Here is a 17,922-nt window from a genome sequence, read left to right as displayed (position 1 = left end):
GGGTGAAGGGATTCAATCCGAGCTTCAGTCCCGAAACCGCCCAGAACTACGACAACTCACCGCGCGGCGACGAGGACGACACCGTCCGCTTCCTCGCCGCGTTCGGCAAGTCCGCCCTGGAGTTCGCGATCGGCACCGGCCGCGTCGCACTGCCGCTGGTGCAGGCCGGAGTGGCGGTCGACGGCATCGAGCTGTCGCCGCACATGGTCGCACGCATGCGGGAGAAACCCGGCGGCGAGGACATCCCCGTGACCATGGGGGACATGTCCCAGACGGGCACCGGCCGCACGTACGACCTGGTGTACCTCGTCTACAACACGATCACCAACCTGCTCACCCAGGACGACCAGGTCCGCTGCTTCGAGAACGCGGCACGCCACCTCACCGCGGACGGCGTGTTCGTGATCGAGTGCGGCGTGCCCAGCTGGGCGGCGCGCGCACGCAACCAGTTCGTCGACGTGGAGGCCGTGGAGGTCGACCACGTCAGGCTCGACGTCAACCGCTACGACCCCGTGACCCAGATGCTCGACGAGAACCACGTGCACATCGGCGCGGACGGCATCCGGTTCGGCCCGATCCGGCAACGGCTGTCGTACCCGTCCGAGTTCGATCTCATGGCGCGCATCGCGGGGCTGCGGCTGTGCGAGCGGCACGGCGGCTGGAACGGCGAGCCGTTCGTCGCGGCCAGCACGCGGCACGTGAGCGTGTACGAACGGGCCGCGTAACGTTCTTGGCCGGCGACCGAGTTCCTCTGTGTCCACTCAGGCGGCACAGAGGAGGCGACGATGATCGCAGTCGTTCCGGTGCGGTACACGGCCGCGGACAGCGTCTGGTCGCGCGAACAGTTCGAGAACTGGATGCGGCCGGGCATCGACCACGGCCTGGGTGACTTCTGGTGGCGGTCGGCCCGCGGGCTCTTCGACGTGAGCAGCCAGGTGTACGACCCCGTCGAGATCCCCAACCCGGTTCCGGTGTCCGACAACGCCAAGCGGGCGAGCCTGCACGAGGCCGTGGTGAAGGCCGCCACGCAGGTCGACTGGGCCCACACGGACGTCCTGCTGATCTGGCTCGCGCAGCCGACCGGCTGGTGGGGCGGCGGCGAGGTGGACGTGCCCGTTCCCGGTGGCACGAAACGGATCCGGGTGACCGTGGTCGACTCGATCACGCCGTTCGACGCGGCGTGCCAGGAGCTCGGCCACGGCTACGGGCTCCAGCACGAGCTCGACGTCCAAGGCAGGGAGTACGCCTCGCCGTACTCCGCGATGAGCGCCCGCGGCTACGGCCCGACGGCGCCGGGCCCGCAGAGCTGGGTCCGCGGTGCGACCGCGAAGCTGCCCGACGGTGGCCCGAACATGCAGTCGCCCTACGTGGGCGTGCCGGCCAACCGCATCGTCGGACCGCTGGTGCCGGGTGCGCACCTGTACTCCGACCAGCGGTTCCGCGACAGCTCGTCGGTGGTGAGCGTCCGCGGTCTGCCGGTGACGACACGGCTGTACGCACCCGACTACCGGTCGCAGGGCTCGGGCAAACCCGTGCTGATCGCCGTGCCGTCCCAGCGACGCGACGGGCGGACGTTCCTCGTGGAGCTGCGCCTCGCGACGCCTGGTTCCTACGACCAGGCGATCGGGGTCGAGGGACTGACCGTGCACTCGCTCAACCCCGACGGCCGGGTGCGGTACGACGGGGTGGCCGCGTTGTCGCTCACCGACTGGGCCTGCCCCGCAGGCGACTTCTCGTTGCGGCGCACCACCGTGGGCGCGGACTTCGTCGACGTGGAGGTGCGCGCGGGGTCGGTGATCTCGTTCCCGATCCGGGGAGTGCTGCTGGCAGGCGGATTCCGCACGCAGCACCAGCTCAACACCATGACGCACGACGACATGCGCAACACGTTGATCGTCGTGATGGCCTCGCTGAGCAAGCAGAACGACTACCAGCGCTACGACAACGACACCCTCGCCGGCATGGGTGCCGCGATGGTCTTCCTGCGCCGCAACGGATTGCGCGACGACGCGGCGCTCAAGACGATGTCGTCCGACGACCAGCGCAACGTGATGATCGTCGAGCTCGGCGCGCAGACCGGTGCGGGACAGGCGTTGCAGGGGTTCACGAACCTGCAGCTGACCCAGATCGCGCTGGGCAGCGATCTCGCCACCCGCGGCAGACGGCCGGGTTCGACGCCCTTCTACGGCCGCGGGGTGCTGCTGGCGGGCAGGTTCCGCAGCCAGCACCAGCTCAACACCATGTCCCGCGACGACATGCGGAACACGTTGATCGTCGTGATGTCCTCGCTGAGCAACCAGAAGAACTACCAGGCCTACAGCGACGCGGACCTGGCCGGCGTCGGCGCGGTCATGGTGTTCCTGCGGGAGACCGGGATCCGCGACGACGCGGCGCTCAAGAAGATGTCGGCCGACGACCAGCGCAACGTGGCGATCGTCGAGCTGGCGGCGCAGACCGGGCGCAACCTCCAGGGGCTGAGCAACCTCGACCTCGCGTTGACCGCGTTAGGAGTTGAACGCTTCTAGCGCCTCGGCCTTGATCTGGTCGAACTGGGCGGCCATCGCCGCGGACAGGGCCTGGGCGCCGGACAGCGGGCGCACCATGACGGTGAACTCGTCGATCAGGCCGTCCTCGTTCAGGTGCAGGAAGTCGCAGCCCTGGATCTCCTTGCCGCCCACCTCGGTCCGGAACACCAGCGCGTGGTTGGGACCGTCGATGATCTCGCGCTCGTAGCGGAAGTTCTCGAACACCCGCATCACGCCGCGCAGGATCGCGGCGGTCAGCGGCTTGCCGGGGTACGGCGCGAACGCCACAGGGCTGGTGAACACGACGTTGTCGGCCAGGCACGCCGCCATCGCCTCGGTGTCGCGTGCCTCGACCGCCTTGCGGAATGCGTTCACGGCGAATCCTCACATACTCAACTTGTTGACTAGGTCGATGCACCGTAACCTGGGAGGATGTCGCTGCGCAACGCCGTGATGGCCGCTCTGCTCGACGGGGAGTCGTCCGGCTACGACCTGGCCAAGGCGTTCGACGCGTCCGTGGCGAACTTCTGGATCTGCACGCCGCAGCAGCTCTACCGGGAGCTCGACCGGATGGAGACCGACGGGCTGATCGAGGCGAGAACGGTCGAGCAGGAACGCCGGCCGAACAAGCGCCTGTTCTCGTTGACGTCGAAAGGACGCGACGAGCTGACGAGGTTCACCGCCGCGCAGCACAAGCCGACCGCGATCAGGGACGAGCTGCTGGTCGCGGTGCTGGCGGCGGACTCCGGTGACGTCGAGGCGGTGAAAGCCTCGATCCGCGAACGCCGGCAGTGGGCCGAGGCGAAGATCCAGCGCTACGAACGGCTGCGGGCCAAGTTGCTCGACGGTCGCACCGAGGACGAGTTCCTCGAGACCGCCGAACGGGTCGGGCCGTACCTGACCTTGTTGCGCGGCTTGTCCTTCGAGCGGGACAACGTGCGGTGGTGTGCCAGGAGCCTCACCGTGCTGGAGCGGCGTGGTGCACGGCTCGACGCGTCCACGTGAGGTTGAATCGGGTTCATGAACGGCATTTCGGTCTTGCAGGAGGCACTCAGCGCGCCCGCGGCAGAGGCGCGCCACCGGTTCGCGGGGCGGCTCAACGGCTACCTCGACGGATCCGACGTCGTGCACGCCGTGCGGTTGCAGGGCTGGCTCGGCCTCGAGGTGCCCGGCCCCGGCTGCCACGTCGGCACGGGCAGCTGGGACTTCACCCGGTTCAAGGCGACGACCTCACCGGTGACGTGCGGGCGGTGCCGCAGCGCCGGCCTGCTCACCAGCTCGTTCACCGGCGGCCCGCACCAGCAGACCCTGGATCTCGAAGGGATCTAGAGCACGGAACGGTTGCGCAGGCCCATCCCGGTCAGCGCGGCCATGCCGAGGCGTTCGTAGTACGGCCGCAGCGCGTCGTCGCACGTGAGGTCCACCGAGTACAGGTGCGCGCCCTCGGCCACGATCCGGCGCATCAGCTCGGTGCCGATGCCCTGACCCTGGAACGAGGGCCGCACCTCCAGCCACGGGATGAACGCCGTCAGCACGCCGTCGCTGATCATGTTCACGAAGCCGGCGACCTCGTCCTGTGAGCGCGCGATCACCACGCGGTAGCTCCCGTGCAGCACGGCGAGGTGCTGGGCGGGCGACGGCGGGGTGGGCCAGCCCACGAAGAAGCCGGCGAGATCGGCCTCGGTCAGGCCGCTGAGATCGGTGCTGTACGAAATCACCCGCGCATTGAACCAAGTTCTCACATATTGCGTAGGGGTGGTTTCGACCAATTCGGCCGCTAAGCTGCTGGTCGTGACCCTGCCGACTGCTCCGCTGCGCCGTGCGCGCTGTGCTGCCGTCGGCGTCGTCAACGGCACGCTCGCGGTGCTCGCGCACTCCAGCGCGGACGGTCAGTTACCCGACGCGGGACTGCTCTTCTCGCTGGTCGCGCTGCTCACGTGGGCGACGACCGGGTTCGCCCGGCACGAGCTGACCTGGCAGCGACTGCTCCTGCTGATCGGCGGCGGGCAGCTCGCGATGCATGTCCTGGTGTCGCTCGCCGCGTTCCGGCACGCGCACGAGGCCGAGCCGTCGCGCATGATCGCCTCGCACGTCGTGGCCACGGCACTGACGGTCGTCGTACTGGCCGCGGCCGAACGCTCGATCCTCACCCTCGCGCGCGCCGTCAGGGCAACTCTCCCCCGCAGGCTCGCCGTCCTGCCCGCCACCGCTCCCCTGGTCGTCGCCACGCCCTCGCTCGCGCCGACCGCGATCGTCTTCCTGGACGTGCTGTCGTGGCGCGGTCCTCCGGCTGAACAGGTCTGAATCCCCTTCACAGGGCCGCTCCCCGAGCGGTCCTGCCCCTGTTCACGCCCATCCAGGAGCGCCATGACCACCACAGCCGCTCCGTCACGCACATCGTTCGCGTGGCGGGGACTCTTCCTGCGCCTGCACTTCTACGCCGGCGTGCTCGTCGGCCCGTTCGTCCTGATCGCCGCGCTGACCGGCGTGCTCTACGCCCTGACACCACAACTGGAGTCGTGGGTCTACTCCGACCAGCTCAGCGTTCCCGCCTCCTCGCAACAACTCCCGCTGTCCAAGCAGGTCGACGCCGCGCTCGCGACCTCACCCCAGGGCGAGCTCGTCGCGGTCCGGCCGGCTCCGGAACCCGGTGCCACGACGAGGGTCCTGTTCTCCGAGAAGGGTCTGGGCGAGTCCGAACGCCGTGCGGTCTTCGTCGATCCCGGCACCGGACGCGTGACGGGCGATCTCGTCGTCTACGGGTCGAGCGGCGTGCTACCTCTGCGCACGACGCTCGATCAGTTGCACCGCAACCTGATGCTCGGCGAACCCGGCCGCCTCTACAGCGAACTCGCCGCCTCCTGGCTGTGGGTCGTCGCGCTGGGCGGGCTGGTCCTGTGGATCTCCCGGGCACGCAACAGCAAGCGCATCAAGACGCACGGACTGATCGGCGTCTGGGTGCTGGCCGGCGCGTTGTTCCTGTCCGCCACGGGTCTCACGTGGTCGGCCTACGCCGGCGAGAACGTCGCCATGCTGCGCACGGCCATCGGCTGGTCCACGCCGACGTTGCAGATGCCCGGCGCCGGCGAGAGCCACGGCGACCACGGTTCGAGCACCTCGTCCGCCGGTGGTCACAGCGAGATCGACACCGTGCTCGGTGCCGCGAAGACCTCGGGCATCGACGCGAAGTCGATCGAGATCAGCCTGCCCGCGGAGTCCGGCGGCGCCTGGAAGGTGGCCGAGATCGAGAAGGGCCTGCCCAGCCAGGGTGACTCCGTCGCGGTGCACGGCGGCGAGGTGGTCAGTTCGCTCAAGTTCGCCGACTTCCCACTGGGCGCGAAGCTCACGAGGTGGGGCATCGACGCGCACATGGGCGTGCTGTTCGGGTGGCCCAACCAGCTCCTGCTGCTGCTCGTCGGCGGCGGGCTGGTCGCGCTGGTCGCGCTCGGCTACCGCATGTGGTGGAAGCGCAGGCCCACCAGCGGGTTCGGCCGTCCGACGCCGCGCGGCCAGTGGCGCAAGGCACCGCCCGGCGCGTTGGTCGGGCTCGGCCTCGCGACGCTGCTCGTCGGCTGGTTCGTGCCGTTGCTCGGGGTCAGTCTGGTGGTCTTCCTGGCAGTCGACGTGCTGCTCGGCAGGAGGGCCAAAGCGACGACCTCCTGACCGTCCATTGTGGACAAGGCTTGCCTGATCTGGACATTTACGGCATATTAATGGCCAGGTGAGCCGGGAAGTCTGGTCGGCCCGCACGTCACACGAGGTGGCGGCGGAGAGCTGACGAGGGGTGCCCGAATGACTCTCATTCCCCACGCCATCCCCCTGATCAACGATCCTCAGGTCGTGCACGCGCTGGCCTCGCGCTGGCGCCGCACGAGGACGTTGCTCCTGCTCTCCGCCGGTGTCCTGCCGGTCGCCATCGGCATCGTCTGCATCGTGCTCGCTGGAATGACCTCGGCCGGGCAGCGGATCATGCCGTGGTGGTCGGCGATTCCGGCCGTCGCGGCGGCGGCGTGCGCGTGGGCGTTGCTGACCTGGTTGCGGCGCAACGGGTTGAGCGACCCGCACTCGTGGCTGCCCGCCACCACCCTGATGACCTCGGCGCAGCTCGTGCTCGGCGTCCTGCCGGGCTCGGGCATCGCGTTGCGGCTCAGTCCGGGTGCGGCGCTCGCGGTGAAGGCGTTGTGCGCGGCCGGAGTGCTCGGCGCGGGGTCCGCGAGCGCACTCGCCCGGCTGGCCCATCGTTCGCTGCTCTCCTCCCCTGTTCTCGAACTCGGCTCGACCGCGTTCCCGCTCGTGCTGGTCGGCGACGGGGCACGCGTGCTGATCGGCACCGACCGCGTCGACTGGACCACTCGGCGCGGTTCCCGCGTCGACGCCGGGGTCTCGTTCGCCCGCATCCTCCGCGTGACGGCGCAGGCGAACGCCATCGCGCTGCACACCGCGTCCGGCTCGTGGACGATTCCCGTGGCCGACCCGGCGACCGCGCAGGCGTTGTTGCGCCGCCGGATCTCGTGGTGGGAGGAGCGCCGCGACGCCACCGCCGAACGCGAGCAGCGCCGCTACCTCGACCTGGTCGGGCTGCTCGCGGCGGTCAGCGGCGAGGCCACCCGCGGCGGCATCAGCGTCACCGTCGACTCGAACGGCCTCACGACGGGCATCATGCTGAGCCCCGAGGTCCGCGAGCTCGAACCGGAAGTGCTCGCCGCGCAACTGATGGCGTGCGTCCAGAAGGCGCGGGCGGACGCGCGCAAACAGGTGCAGGACCTGGTCATCGAGCACTCCGACGACCACATGGTGAAAGCCAGCCACTAGTCGCTTGTCCCGCCCCCGCCGCCCTGCATACGTTCGGCCTGGGAACTTCGGAGATGGGGGACGACTTGCGCAGACGTGACTTCTTCGCGGCGGCGGCCGGGGTGGCCGCCGTGGTGGCCAATCCCGCGAGCGCGCTCGCGGCCACGGAGCAACGGCCGGGCGCCTCGCACCTGCCGGACCTGAACCTCGGCGATTTCCCCGTCGTGGCAAGGGTTCGGGCCCGCAACGCGCTCGAACACCTCAAGGTGCTCAGCGACAAGATCGGGCCGCGCATCGGCGGCACCGCGTCCGAGCACCGGGCGCGCGACTACCTCGTCCGCGAGCTCAAGGCGTTGCGGTACCAGGTGACGACGCAGCCGTTCACCGTGCCGGACAAGTACCTCGCCGACGTCAACGGCGAGTGGCAGGCGGGCGCCTCCCGGTTCGGCAGTCTCGGCGTCACGGTCAAGGCGCCGTTCGTCGAGGTCGTCGACGGCCAGTTGCCGGATCTGACCGGCAAGATCGCGTTCTACGTCAACGCTCCCGCCGGCTCCGCGCCCACGCACGCGGCGATCGAGCGCGGCGCGGTGGCGGTCGTCCTCGGCCGGATCTCCGCGACGGCCAGCAAGTCCAGCGCCTTCTCCCCCACGCTCGACCGCGACGTCGCCGTGCCGGTGATCGGTCTCGCCCAGGTGCACACCGAGAAGCTGCGCGCCCAGGGCACCGGCGAGCTGACGATCAGCACGGTCCACCACCCGAACCTCACGTCCTACAACGTGATCGCGGACCGGCCGTCGACGTTCCCGTGGCGCGACAACGGGGTCGTGATGGTCACCGCGCACTACGACACCGTGCCGGGCTCGCCGGGCGCCAACGACGACGGCAGCGGCACGGTCCTGTGCCTGGAGCTGGCACGCGTTCTGCGTTACCTGCCAACGAACAAAGCGCTGCGATTCGCGCTGTGGGGTTCGGAGGAGCAGGGACTGCTCGGGTCACGGCACTACGTCTCGCAGCTCCCGCCCGAGGAGATCGCCAGGATCAAGGGCGTGTTCCAGAACGACATGGTCGCCACCAGCCACGACCCGGCGACGGCCTACTGGCTGCTGTCCGTGGACGGCGCCGACAACGCGACGACGGCCAACGTCCGTGCCGCGGCCGGGCGGCTCGGCTACGACCCGCGGGTGCACGGACCGGTGGCGCGCGGGTCGAGCGACCACGTGCCGTTCCACGAGAAGGGCCTGGCGTCGGCGAACTTCAGCTGGCGCGGCGAGGGCGGACCGGCGCAGCTGGAGCCGATCTACCACACGCCGGAGGACACGATCCGCGCCAACATCAGCCTGGAACGGTTGCAGGTGTCGCTGGAGCTGATCGGGGCGGCGGCCTACAAGCTCGCTAGTCAGCGGTGACGACGAGCTCCGCCAGCGTTCGTTCGCGCAGCCACGTGACGAACTCGTCCGCCGGCAACGGTTTGCTCAGGCAGTAGCCCTGCACGATGTCGCAGCCCAGGGCGGCGAGGACGGCCCACGTCTCCTCGTCCTCGACGCCCTCGGCCACGACCTCCAGCTCCAGGTTGTGCGCGAGACCGAGCAACGAGCGGGTGATCGCGCCGCTGGACGCGTCCGTGCGCATGTTCGTGGTGAACGAGCGGTCGATCTTCATCTCGTGCACCGGCATCGTGCGCAGGTAGGCGATGGACGAGTAGCCGGTGCCGAAGTCGTCGATGGACAGCCGCACGCCCAGTTCCCGCAGGCGGGTCAGCACGTCGGTCGCGCGGTGCGGGTCGGCGATGATCGCGCTTTCGGTGATCTCCAGTGTGAGCACGGCGGCGTCGAGGCCGTGGTGCTTGAGCGCGGCGGCGACCTGTTCGGGGAACGTCATGTCGTGCAGGCACTGCGCGCCCACGTTGACCGAGATCGGGACGTCCCAGCCGGCGAGGTGCCAGGCCTGGCACTGGGCGAGCGCGTGGTCGAGCACGTACTGCGTGAGCGGTTCGATCAGGCCGGTCTCCTCGGCGGCCGGGATGAACCTGTCCGGGCCCAGCAGGCCGTGCGCCGGGTGCTGCCAGCGGCACAGGACCTCGGCGCCGCAGACCTCGCCGCTGCGCAGGTCGGCTTTCGGCTGGTAGTGCAGGACGAGCTCGCACTGGTCGAGGGCGCGGCGCAGGTCGCTGATCACGGTGAGCTGGGCGGCGTGGTGCTCGTCGAGGCCCGGCTCGTAGACGGACGTGCCGAGGCGGCCGCGCTTGGCCGCGTACATCGCGATGTCGGCGTGCTTGAGCAGTTCGTGCGCGTCGGCGGAGTCGGTCGGGTACAGCGCGATGCCGATGCTGCACCCGACGTCGACCGAAAGTCCTTCCAGGTCAACGGCTTCGTCCAGCGCGCGGTGCACGCGTTCGGCGACGATCAGCGCGTTGTCGGACGTGCTCACCGACGGCAGCAGGACCGCGAACTCGTCGCCGCCCAGCCTGGCCACGGTGTCGACGTCGCGGACGGCGCCGGTCAGCCGGTTGGCGACCAGTTGCAGCAGCTTGTCGCCGAACGCGTGGCCGAGGGTGTCGTTGATCGGTTTGAAGCGGTTGAGGTCGATCAGGAACAGGCCGAGCGGGTCGCCCGTCTGGTTGCTGCGGCGGATCGCCTGCGCGGTGCGCTGGGTCAGCAGCGTGCGGTTGGCCAGGCCGGTCAACGCGTCGTGCATCGCCTCGTGCTCGCTCCTGGCGGCCTGGCGGAGGATCTTGCGGCGGTGGCCGAGCAGCACGAGGCTGCACAGCCCCACCAGTCCCAAGTCGATGAGGAACGCGACGAGGGCGGCGATGCGGAGGTTGCCGTTCTGCATTTCCGCCGCACGCAGGTAGTCGGTCGTCTCCAGGCGTTTGAGCTGCACGACCGTGGAGAGCTGTTTGCGCAACGACGCCAGCGTCAGCTCGGCCTGGTCCGCCTTCTGCAACGCGGCCGTGGTGTCACCGCGATCGCCCTCCGCGACCGTCTCGCGCAGCAGTCCGCTGTAGTCGCCGTAGAGGTCGCCGACGATCCTGGCCGCGCGGACGTCGGCCGGAGCGCCGTGGTCGCGCAGCCAGCGCAGGCTCTCGTCGGCGGCACCGGCGGCGGTCGCGACGGGCTGGCTCATCACCGGTGTGCCGGATCTGAGGTAGTCGGTGAGGGCGTGGTCGGCGACGTCGACGTTCTGCACGACCAGGCCCCAGCGGTCGCTGGTCTCGTTCAGCTCGTGCAGGTGCGTGGCGGCGCGCTGCATGCTGAGGTTCGTCCACAGCGCGAGGCCCGCCAGCGTGGCGAGGCCGATCGTCAGGCTGACGACGGTCGTCTGCACGGTCGTGCGAGTCTCGACCCAGTTGGACAGCATCTACAAAGCCTCACGTCGCGTCCTTGCGAAGGTGCTATTGGTACGCAGCCAAAGGATCGCACGCAAGCCGACACCTCGTGCCGCCGTGCACTAGCCTTCTCGCCTTCTACCGGCCGACTGACAGGACGTCTCCGTGGTTCGCCTCACCCACATCGCTCTACCTGCTGTTTTACTGCTGACGGCAGGGGTGAGCGGATGCGGTGGGGAACAGACGTCCGATGACCCGCCCACGATCGGATTCGTGTCCCAGAACACCAGCCGCGACTTCTCCAGGGAGATGAGCGAGGGTTTCCGGGCGGGCGCGACCATCGCCGGCGGGGTCAGGACCGAGACGACCGGACCGGACACGCACGACGGTCTCAAGCAGGCCGAACTGCTCCGCGGCCTCGCGACGCGGGCCAAGGGCGGGATCGGGGTGTCCGCGGTGGCGCCCGAACTGGTGGCCGAGCCGATGGCGCAGGTGATCGCCGAGGGCATCCCCCTGATCGCGGTCGCGGGAGGCCAGGTCGCGCCGGGCAGCGGGGCGAAGCTGATGATCGAGAACGACAACTACGAGCTCGGTCGCCGGCTCGCCGACGCGACGGCCGAGCGGTTGCCGCCGGACAGCACGGGCAAGATCGTCATCGGCAGCAACTCCCCCGCGATGCCCGCACTGGACCTGCGGGCGCTGGGCCTGCGCGAACGGCTCGCGGAACGGTTGCCGAAGGTCCAGGTCATCGGCCCGCTCGACACCGGCCGCGACCAGCCGGCGAACCTCGCCACCTGGCAACGGCTGGCCGACGCCAACTCCGACGCCGTCGCGTTGCTGGGCGCGGGTGACGTGGACGCGATCAACCTCGCCGCCGTGCACGCCGCGAAGGACGCGAAGTGGCTGGCCGCGGCGTTCAGCCTGGACCCGAAGGCGTTGCAGGGCGTCAAGGACGGGCACCTGTTCGCCACGGTGTCCGCCGAGCACTTCCTCAAAGGCGCGGTCGGCGGGTGGCTGCTGGCGAAGCACGCCACCCAGGGCAGGGCGCTGCCGGAGGGCTGGCTCGTCGCGCCCGGACTGCTCGTGCAGGCGTCCAACGTGGACGAGATCATCCGCCGCCAGTCGAGCGAGTCGAACCGGCTGGACGCCGCACGGCCGCAGCTCGACGAGCTGACCACCGCGCCGGACAAGCACCTGCGTCCACTCGACCAGACGCGCTGAGCCGGGCGGCGCAACTCCCGTGACAGGCCTCTGACGGTCGGCGAGCATGTCGGCTCTCCCTGCATTGGAGGCCGCATGATCAACCGAAGGACACTCCTGGGCGCGGCTCTGGCCGTGCCGGCCACTGGTGGCGTGGCCAGTGCTGAATCCACTGACACACGACGCGGGCGGTACCTGATCCGCGGCGGCGCCGTCGTCACCGTCGACGAGGCGCTCGGGGTGCTGCCTCGCGCGGACGTCCTGATCGACAACGGCCGGATCCTAGGTGTCGGGCCGGGCCTGGACGCAAGGGGCGCGAAGATCGTCGACGCGACCGACATGATCGTCCTGCCCGGCTTCGTCAACACCCACCACCACATGTGGAGCGCGCTGGGCCGCAACTTCGTGGCCGACGGTTTCCCGTACTTCGCGGCGAAACGGGCGACTTCCACGCTGTACGAGGCGAAGGACGTCCACCGCAGCGTCCTGCTCGGGCTCGCGGAGCTGGCGAACGCGGGCGTGACCACCGTGCACAACTGGTCCAACAACACCCGCTCCCCCGCGCACGCCGACGCCGAACTGCGCGCACACCGCGACGGACTGCTGCGCGCCCGGTTCTCCTACGGCCACGTCGACCAGATGCCGCGCGACCTGCCGATGGACCTGACGGACGTGGATCGCGTGCGGCAGCAGTACTTCGCGGGCGGCACGGCGTTCGACGGGCTGGTGCACCTGGGCGTCTGCGTGCGCGGGCTGTCGCAGAGCACCGAACCGGCGTTCTTCGCGGACATGGACGCCGTGCTGGCACGAGGTCTGCCGGTCGCGATCCACGCCGGTCAGGCGCCACCGCGGACCGTGGACGCGGCGGACTACGAACGCCGGGGCTGGCTCGGTCCGCGCACCCTGTTGTGCCACTACGTCACGGCGCTGGACAGCGACATGGAGATCATGGCGCGCACCGGGACACCGTTGTCGTGGGCGCCGCATTCGGAGTTCCGGCTGGGCACCGGGGGCGATCCGCGCGACGCGCTGCTGCGGTTCCGCAGGGCCGGGGTGCCGGTGTCGTTGTCCTCGGACGCCACGTCGATCGCGCCGTCGGACATGTTCGAGGCGATGAGGCTCGTCTGGAACACCGGAATCCCCTGGTCCGGCACGCCTTCCGCCGGCCTGCCCGAGGTCGGGTTCTCCGACGTGCTCGAGATGGCGACCCTGAACGGCGCCCGCGCGCTGGGACTCGGGGACGTCACCGGGTCGATCACCGTCGGCAAGCGCGCGGACGTGATCCTGGTGCGTGCCAACGACATCAACCTCGCGCCGGGCGGGTTGTTCGAGACGACGCTGGTGCAGGCGGCGACAGCTGCCAACGTTGACACGGTGTTCTCGGACGGCCGGATCATCAAGCGCGGCGGCCGGTTGGTGGCCTACGACGTCGACCGGATCGTGCGGGACGCGAAGGCTTCCTCGCTGCGCATCCGCACGTCCGCCGGTGGGATCCTCACGCCGCCTAGCTGATGTCGAGGACCGCCTTGGTGAACGCCTCCGGGGCCTCCTGCGGCACGTTGTGCCCGATGCCGTCGAGGATCCGGTGCTCGTAGCGGCCGCTGAACTGCTTGCGGTACGCCATGCCGTCCTTGTTGGGGCCGTCGAAGTCGCTGGCGATGGTGATCGTCGGCACGCTGATCACCGGCCTGGCCTGCAGCTTGCGTTCGAGCCCGTCGTAGCGGTGCTCACCCTGTGCGAGCTGCAGCCGCCAGCGGTAGTTGTGGATGACGATCGCGACGTGGTCGGGGTTCTTCCACGCCGTGGCGCTCTGGGCGTAGGTGGCCTCGTCGAAGTTCCACTGCGGGGAGGCGATCTTCCAGATCAGCTTGTTGAACTCGTAGGAGTTCTGCTCGTAGCCCTTCACGCCGCGGTCGGTCGCGAAGTAGTACTGGTACCACCAGCCCAGTTCCGCCTGCGGGGACAGCGGTTCCTGGTTCTGCTGGAGGTTGACGACCAGGTAGCCGCTGACCGAGACGAGCGCCCTGACCCGTTCCGGCCACAGCGCCGCGACGATGCACGCCGTCCGCGCGCCCCAGTCGAACCCGGCCACCGTCGCCTTGCGGATCTTCAGGGCGTCCATGAACGCGATGACGTCCGCGCCCAGCGCCGACTGCTGGCCGTTGCGGGTCGTGTGCGCGTGCAGGAACCGGGTGGGGCCGTAGCCGCGCAGGTACGGGATGAGGACGCGGTGACCCTTCGCCGCGAGGGCAGGGGCGACGTCGACGTAGCTGTGGATGTCGTACGGCCAGCCGTGCAGCAGGATCGTGACCGGGCCGTCCGCCGGGCCCATCTCCGCGTAGCCGATGTCGAGCAGACCTGCCCTGACCTGCTTGATCGGGCCCCAGGACGGCTGCGAGGCGTGCGCGGTCGCGGTGAGGAGGGGTGCCGCGATGCCGGCCACGGCCAGTGCCTGGGAGAACTGTCGCCTGCTGATCATGACGTCGACGCTAGGGGCGTCGGGTGGGTGCTCGCGAGCGTCAGGTGACGGTGTCGGAGTACGTCATGAGCGCTTCCTTCAGCTCGGCGCGTGCGGTGACCCCGAGTTTCGGGAAGATCCGGTGCAGATGCGTGCTGACCGTGCGGTGCGACAGGTGCAGTCGCTCGCCGATCTCCTTGTTCGTCAGCCCGTCCGCCGCCATGCGCGCGATGGTCAGTTCGTGCTCGGTCAGCTCGCCGTTGCCACCCCGCGACTCGCCGGACGCCCGCAGTTCCTCGCGGGCGCGTTCCGCCCAGTCCCTGGTGCCGAACGCCTCGAACGCCTCCGCGGCCGCCTTGAGGTGCGGCCGGGCCTGAGCCGCCCGCCGTTGCCGGCGCAACCACGCGCCGAACGCCAGCTGCACGCGCGCCCGGTCCCACGGCGAGCTGCCGGTGTCGAGCGCCGCCTCGAACAACGCCTCGGCCTCGTCGTCCGCGGCCAGAAGCGCCCGCGCGTACCTCAGCCCGGCCGCCAACGCGGGCGAACTGGTCGCGGTGTCCAGCTCCTGCACGATCTTGGCGGCCTCGTCGGCGTTGCCGCTGCGGGTAGCGGCCTCGGCCAGTTCGGGCAGCACGTACCGGCGCAACGCCAGTTGGTAGGCGGGATCGGACGGGTCGTGGACGCGGCGGACGGCGGCGAACGCGTCGGCGTAGCGGCCCTCCCCGAGCGCGGCCAGGCTCCTGGCCAGCTGCACGGTGGCGAGGACGGGCCGGGCGCCCGCCGCAAGCCCGATCCGTTCGGCCTGAGCCGCCAGCTCGGCCGACCGCTCGTACTCGCCGCGCAGGGCCGCGATCTCGGCCTGGACGGCGGCGGCCAGTCCGCGCATGTACGGCTGGCCGGTCTCCTCGGCCAGGCGGGCGGCTTCCTCGGCGGCGGGTTCGGCGGCGGCGATGTCGCCCAGGCGGGTCCGGCTCCAGGCCTCGACGGCGAGGGCTCTGGCCAGAAGTCCGAACTGGCCTTGAGCGCGGAAGTCCCGTTGGGCGGCAAGGGAGAACCGGACGGAGTCGGCGAACGCGCCGACCTGGAGGGCGGCGCTGCCGAGCAGGCGGAGGGTGGCGGGATCGTCGGCCATCGCGCCCCGCCTCTCGGCCGCGGCCTCTGCCTCCGATCCAGCCTTTCGCCTCGCGGCCGTTGCCGCCGTCTCCAGCCCACCTCGGGCCGCACGCAGCCCGGCGACCACCGAGTCTCCTTGCTGCACCGGGCACACGTAGGCCGTCGTCGCCAGCATCCGCGGGTCGCGCGGGTCGATCGGCAGCCGCCGCGCCACCGCCGCGATCCGCTCCCGCACGGCCGCCCCCGGCTCCACCCAGAAGCACCGCATCGCGACGCTCCAGAAGATCCGCATGCCCAGTTCGACGTCACCGCCGGCCACCACGGACTCGGCCAGCCCGACCAGTTCGCCGGGGCCCGCCACACCTTCGCTCACGCCGTCGTCGAACGCGGTGGGCAGCCACGTCACGAGCGCGCGCTCCCGTGCCGTGAGGTCCAGGCCGCGCACGTCCAGCAGGATGCGCTCGACGTCGTCGCGCCGTCCCGCCTCCGCCGCCAGCTCGGCCGCCCGCAACAACCGCCGGGCGCGCTCACCGACATCCCCAAGAGCCGCAGCGCGTTCCAGCGCGTGAACGGCCGCCACCGCGCCGCCACGCCGGAGCGCGCGGTCGGCCGTCTTCTCCAGCAGGCAGGCCACGTTCTCGTCGGCACCGGTCGCGGCGCCGGCCAGGTGCCACGCCCGCCGGTCGGGCTCGTCGGTGGCCCAGGCGAGCCGGCGATGAGCCTCCTGGCGTTCGGAAAGGCCTGCGGCACCGGCGATCGCCGACCTGATCAACGGGTGCCGGAACGCGCCGTCCCGGTCGACCAGCCTGGCCTCGACGGCCGGGGCGAGATCCGCGGAGGACGCACCGCCGAGCGCCAGGTCGAGCAACGACGCCCGCACGTCGGCGGGCAGGGTCGAGGCACGGGCGGCGAAGGTCTCCTCCAGGGAGTTGCCGCCGAACGGGAGTTCGGTGAGCGCCAACGGGTTCCCGGCCGCCTGGGCGAGCACCCACGAGCGGCGTTCGGGATCCAGGCCGGGCGCGGCCGCGTCGAGCACCGCGCAGGCCTCCGGAGAATCCAGCGGTGCCAAGGAAAGCGTCGGCACGCCTTCGAAAACGGGCGTCCGGGCGGCGAGAACCAGTGCGGCACCGGTGAGGCGGCGCGCCACGAACCCGAGGACGTCCTGGCTCGCCTGGTCCAGCCAGTGCGCGTCGTCGACCAGGACGACGGGCCGCGCCGTGCCCAGCAACTCCAGCGCGGCGAGCCCGACGAGGTGCACGGGTGGCGCCGGGCCGTCGGCGAGTCCCAGAACGACTTCCAGCGCGGCGCGCCGCACACCGGACGAAGTGGACAGTGCGAGGAACGGGTGCAGGACCTGGTGCAGTCCGGCGTACGGCATGTCCTGCTCGGCCTCGACGCCCGCGACCCGGTGACCGTCGAGGCAGGACAGCAGGGCCGACTTGCCCACGCCGGGCTCACCGACGACCAGCAGCGACCCGCCGGAGTCCGCCAGCGCTACCAGCCGTTCCCGTTCCCGATCCCGCCCGACCAGTGACACCCGCCCGACACCCCGTTCGTTGGTCCTTCTGGACCAGGGTGTCAGAAAGTCCAGACCGCGCGCTTGCCCGGACCCACGACCAGCGTGGACGTGCCCAGCTTCTCGACGTGCCGTGCGGTCGGCCGGTTGAGGTCGAACTCGACGCGCTGGAGCCCGGTCCGCCCCACCGGCGCCTCGTCGAAGCGGATCGTGGTGCCGCCGCGCGAGGCCACGACCGAGCCCGGATCGGTGCGCAGCGAGAAGCCGCCCGCCCGCAGCAGCGGCAGGGTGTCCGCCAGGTCCGAGGCCGTGACGGCGATGCGGATGAGTGTGATGTCGCGCATCACCCTGTCCTTGTACGCGTCCGGCAGGTACCGCTCACGCGTGACGTCGCCGGGGAACTTCGCGGGCCCCACGTTGCTGCGCGGGTCGCTGAGGTACTCGTCGCGGTACTCCATGGCCCAGGCGCCGAACTTCTCGTACGTCTCGTTCAGGAACAGGCCGTCGAACCACGGCACGGGCTTGCCGTCGCCGAAGTCGCGGGTCTGCAGGAAGTCGTTCGGCTTCTCGCCCGCGGCGACCAGCTTCGCCTTGAGCTTCTCGACGTCACCGTCGTGCTCGGTCGAGAGCCCGAGGCCGGCGGCGCCCAGTTCGCCGTCCTGGCCCGGCACGTCACCGATGCCGAAGACCTCCAGGTAGGTCTCGCGGCCGCGCAGGTAACGGCCTGTCCAGACCTTGCCGTCCGCGCCGGTCGTGGTCCTGACCTCGAAATCCGCGAACTGCCTGAGGTAACGAGAGTGCTCGACCGCGTCCGCTGTGGCGCGATCAAGCGTTCCCCATGCGTGGTTGTAGTACAACAACTGCCGCTCTCCCGCTTGTGCCGATCCCGCACCAGACACAACCAGACCCACGGCCAAAACCATGCTCAACACTCGTCGGATCCCCATGCGTTCGATCCTAAAACGGACATGCTCAAGCCGGACTCAAGCCAGAC

General features: G+C 70.3%; 16 protein-coding genes. 10 read left to right on the top strand and 6 right to left on the bottom strand.

Annotated features, from left to right (window positions below; translation table 11 throughout):
* Positions 1-2: 2 nt before the first annotated feature.
* Positions 3-725 (top strand): class I SAM-dependent methyltransferase, encoded by a 723-nt coding sequence (locus tag ACH413_RS19560; RefSeq protein ID WP_360034094.1) that lies wholly within the window; start codon positions 3-5, stop codon positions 723-725.
* Positions 726-785: 60 nt separating this feature from the next.
* Positions 786-2,525, top strand: coding sequence for a hypothetical protein (locus ACH413_RS19555; protein WP_360034097.1), 1,740 nt, complete (start codon positions 786-788; stop codon positions 2,523-2,525).
* Here ACH413_RS19555 and ACH413_RS19550 read toward each other — a convergent pair.
* Positions 2,505-2,900: a nuclear transport factor 2 family protein gene (locus ACH413_RS19550; protein WP_360034100.1), complete on the bottom strand. Its 396-nt coding sequence runs from the start codon at positions 2,898-2,900 to the stop codon at positions 2,505-2,507. The genes ACH413_RS19555 and ACH413_RS19550 overlap by 21 nt on opposite strands.
* A gap of 57 nt (positions 2,901-2,957) precedes the next feature.
* Between ACH413_RS19550 and ACH413_RS19545 the strand changes: the two genes are divergently transcribed.
* Positions 2,958-3,530: a PadR family transcriptional regulator gene (locus ACH413_RS19545; protein WP_360034103.1), complete on the top strand. Its 573-nt coding sequence runs from the start codon at positions 2,958-2,960 to the stop codon at positions 3,528-3,530.
* 15 nt (positions 3,531-3,545) lie between these two features.
* Positions 3,546-3,854: a hypothetical protein gene (locus tag ACH413_RS19540; RefSeq protein WP_319981020.1), complete on the top strand. Its 309-nt coding sequence runs from the start codon at positions 3,546-3,548 to the stop codon at positions 3,852-3,854.
* On the opposite strand, the gene ACH413_RS19535 is transcribed toward ACH413_RS19540, so the two are convergent.
* Positions 3,851-4,243 (bottom strand): GNAT family N-acetyltransferase, encoded by a 393-nt coding sequence (locus ACH413_RS19535; RefSeq protein ID WP_360034106.1) that lies wholly within the window; start codon positions 4,241-4,243, stop codon positions 3,851-3,853. The genes ACH413_RS19540 and ACH413_RS19535 overlap by 4 nt on opposite strands.
* 73 nt (positions 4,244-4,316) lie before the next feature.
* On the opposite strand from ACH413_RS19535, the gene ACH413_RS19530 reads away from it, so the two are divergent.
* The 4 genes from ACH413_RS19530 (at position 4,317) to ACH413_RS19515 (ending at position 8,722) form a co-directional block, all read left to right on the top strand.
* On the top strand, positions 4,317-4,829 hold the full coding sequence (locus tag ACH413_RS19530; protein ID WP_360034109.1) for a hypothetical protein: 513 nt from the start codon (positions 4,317-4,319) through the stop codon (positions 4,827-4,829).
* Between the two features lie 63 nt (positions 4,830-4,892).
* The gene (locus ACH413_RS19525; RefSeq protein WP_360034112.1) at positions 4,893-6,188 is read left to right on the top strand and encodes a PepSY domain-containing protein; all 1,296 of its coding nucleotides are present in this window, start codon (positions 4,893-4,895) and stop codon (positions 6,186-6,188) included.
* Between the two features lie 129 nt (positions 6,189-6,317).
* On the top strand, positions 6,318-7,337 hold the full coding sequence (locus ACH413_RS19520) for a YbaB/EbfC family nucleoid-associated protein (protein ID WP_360034115.1): 1,020 nt from the start codon (positions 6,318-6,320) through the stop codon (positions 7,335-7,337).
* 65 nt (positions 7,338-7,402) lie between these two features.
* Positions 7,403-8,722 carry a M28 family peptidase gene (locus ACH413_RS19515; RefSeq protein WP_360034118.1) on the top strand — a complete coding sequence of 440 codons (1,320 nt, stop codon included), beginning with the start codon at positions 7,403-7,405 and terminating at the stop codon, positions 8,720-8,722.
* Here ACH413_RS19515 and ACH413_RS19510 read toward each other — a convergent pair.
* A complete protein-coding gene (locus ACH413_RS19510; RefSeq protein ID WP_360034121.1) occupies positions 8,709-10,673 on the bottom strand; it encodes an EAL domain-containing protein in 1,965 nt (654 codons plus the stop codon). The genes ACH413_RS19515 and ACH413_RS19510 overlap by 14 nt on opposite strands.
* A gap of 241 nt (positions 10,674-10,914) precedes the next feature.
* Between ACH413_RS19510 and ACH413_RS19505 the strand changes: the two genes are divergently transcribed.
* A complete protein-coding gene (locus ACH413_RS19505; RefSeq protein WP_360034124.1) occupies positions 10,915-11,862 on the top strand; it encodes a substrate-binding domain-containing protein in 948 nt (315 codons plus the stop codon).
* A 75-nt stretch (positions 11,863-11,937) separates the two neighbouring features.
* Positions 11,938-13,353 carry an amidohydrolase family protein gene (locus tag ACH413_RS19500; RefSeq protein WP_360034127.1) on the top strand — a complete coding sequence of 472 codons (1,416 nt, stop codon included), beginning with the start codon at positions 11,938-11,940 and terminating at the stop codon, positions 13,351-13,353.
* Here ACH413_RS19500 and ACH413_RS19495 read toward each other — a convergent pair.
* The 3 genes from ACH413_RS19495 to ACH413_RS19485 are packed head-to-tail and all read right to left on the bottom strand — an operon-like array spanning position 13,346 to position 17,839.
* Positions 13,346-14,320, bottom strand: coding sequence for an alpha/beta hydrolase (locus ACH413_RS19495; protein ID WP_360034130.1), 975 nt, complete (start codon positions 14,318-14,320; stop codon positions 13,346-13,348). The two genes, ACH413_RS19500 and ACH413_RS19495, sit on opposite strands and share 8 nt — an antisense overlap.
* Positions 14,321-14,360: 40 nt before the next feature.
* Positions 14,361-16,949, bottom strand: coding sequence for a LuxR family transcriptional regulator (locus ACH413_RS19490; RefSeq protein ID WP_360034133.1), 2,589 nt, complete (start codon positions 16,947-16,949; stop codon positions 14,361-14,363).
* A 41-nt stretch (positions 16,950-16,990) separates the two neighbouring features.
* Positions 16,991-17,839, bottom strand: coding sequence for a DUF5829 family protein (locus ACH413_RS19485; protein WP_360034136.1), 849 nt, complete (start codon positions 17,837-17,839; stop codon positions 16,991-16,993).
* Positions 17,840-17,922: the final 83 nt, after the last annotated feature.

It is taken from the genome of Lentzea sp. NPDC020367 (genome assembly GCF_044387305.1).
GTDB lineage: Bacteria > Actinomycetota > Actinomycetes > Mycobacteriales > Pseudonocardiaceae > Lentzea.
The sequence above is the reverse complement of the archived record's forward strand: the minus strand, read 5'-3'. Positions and strand labels throughout refer to the sequence as shown.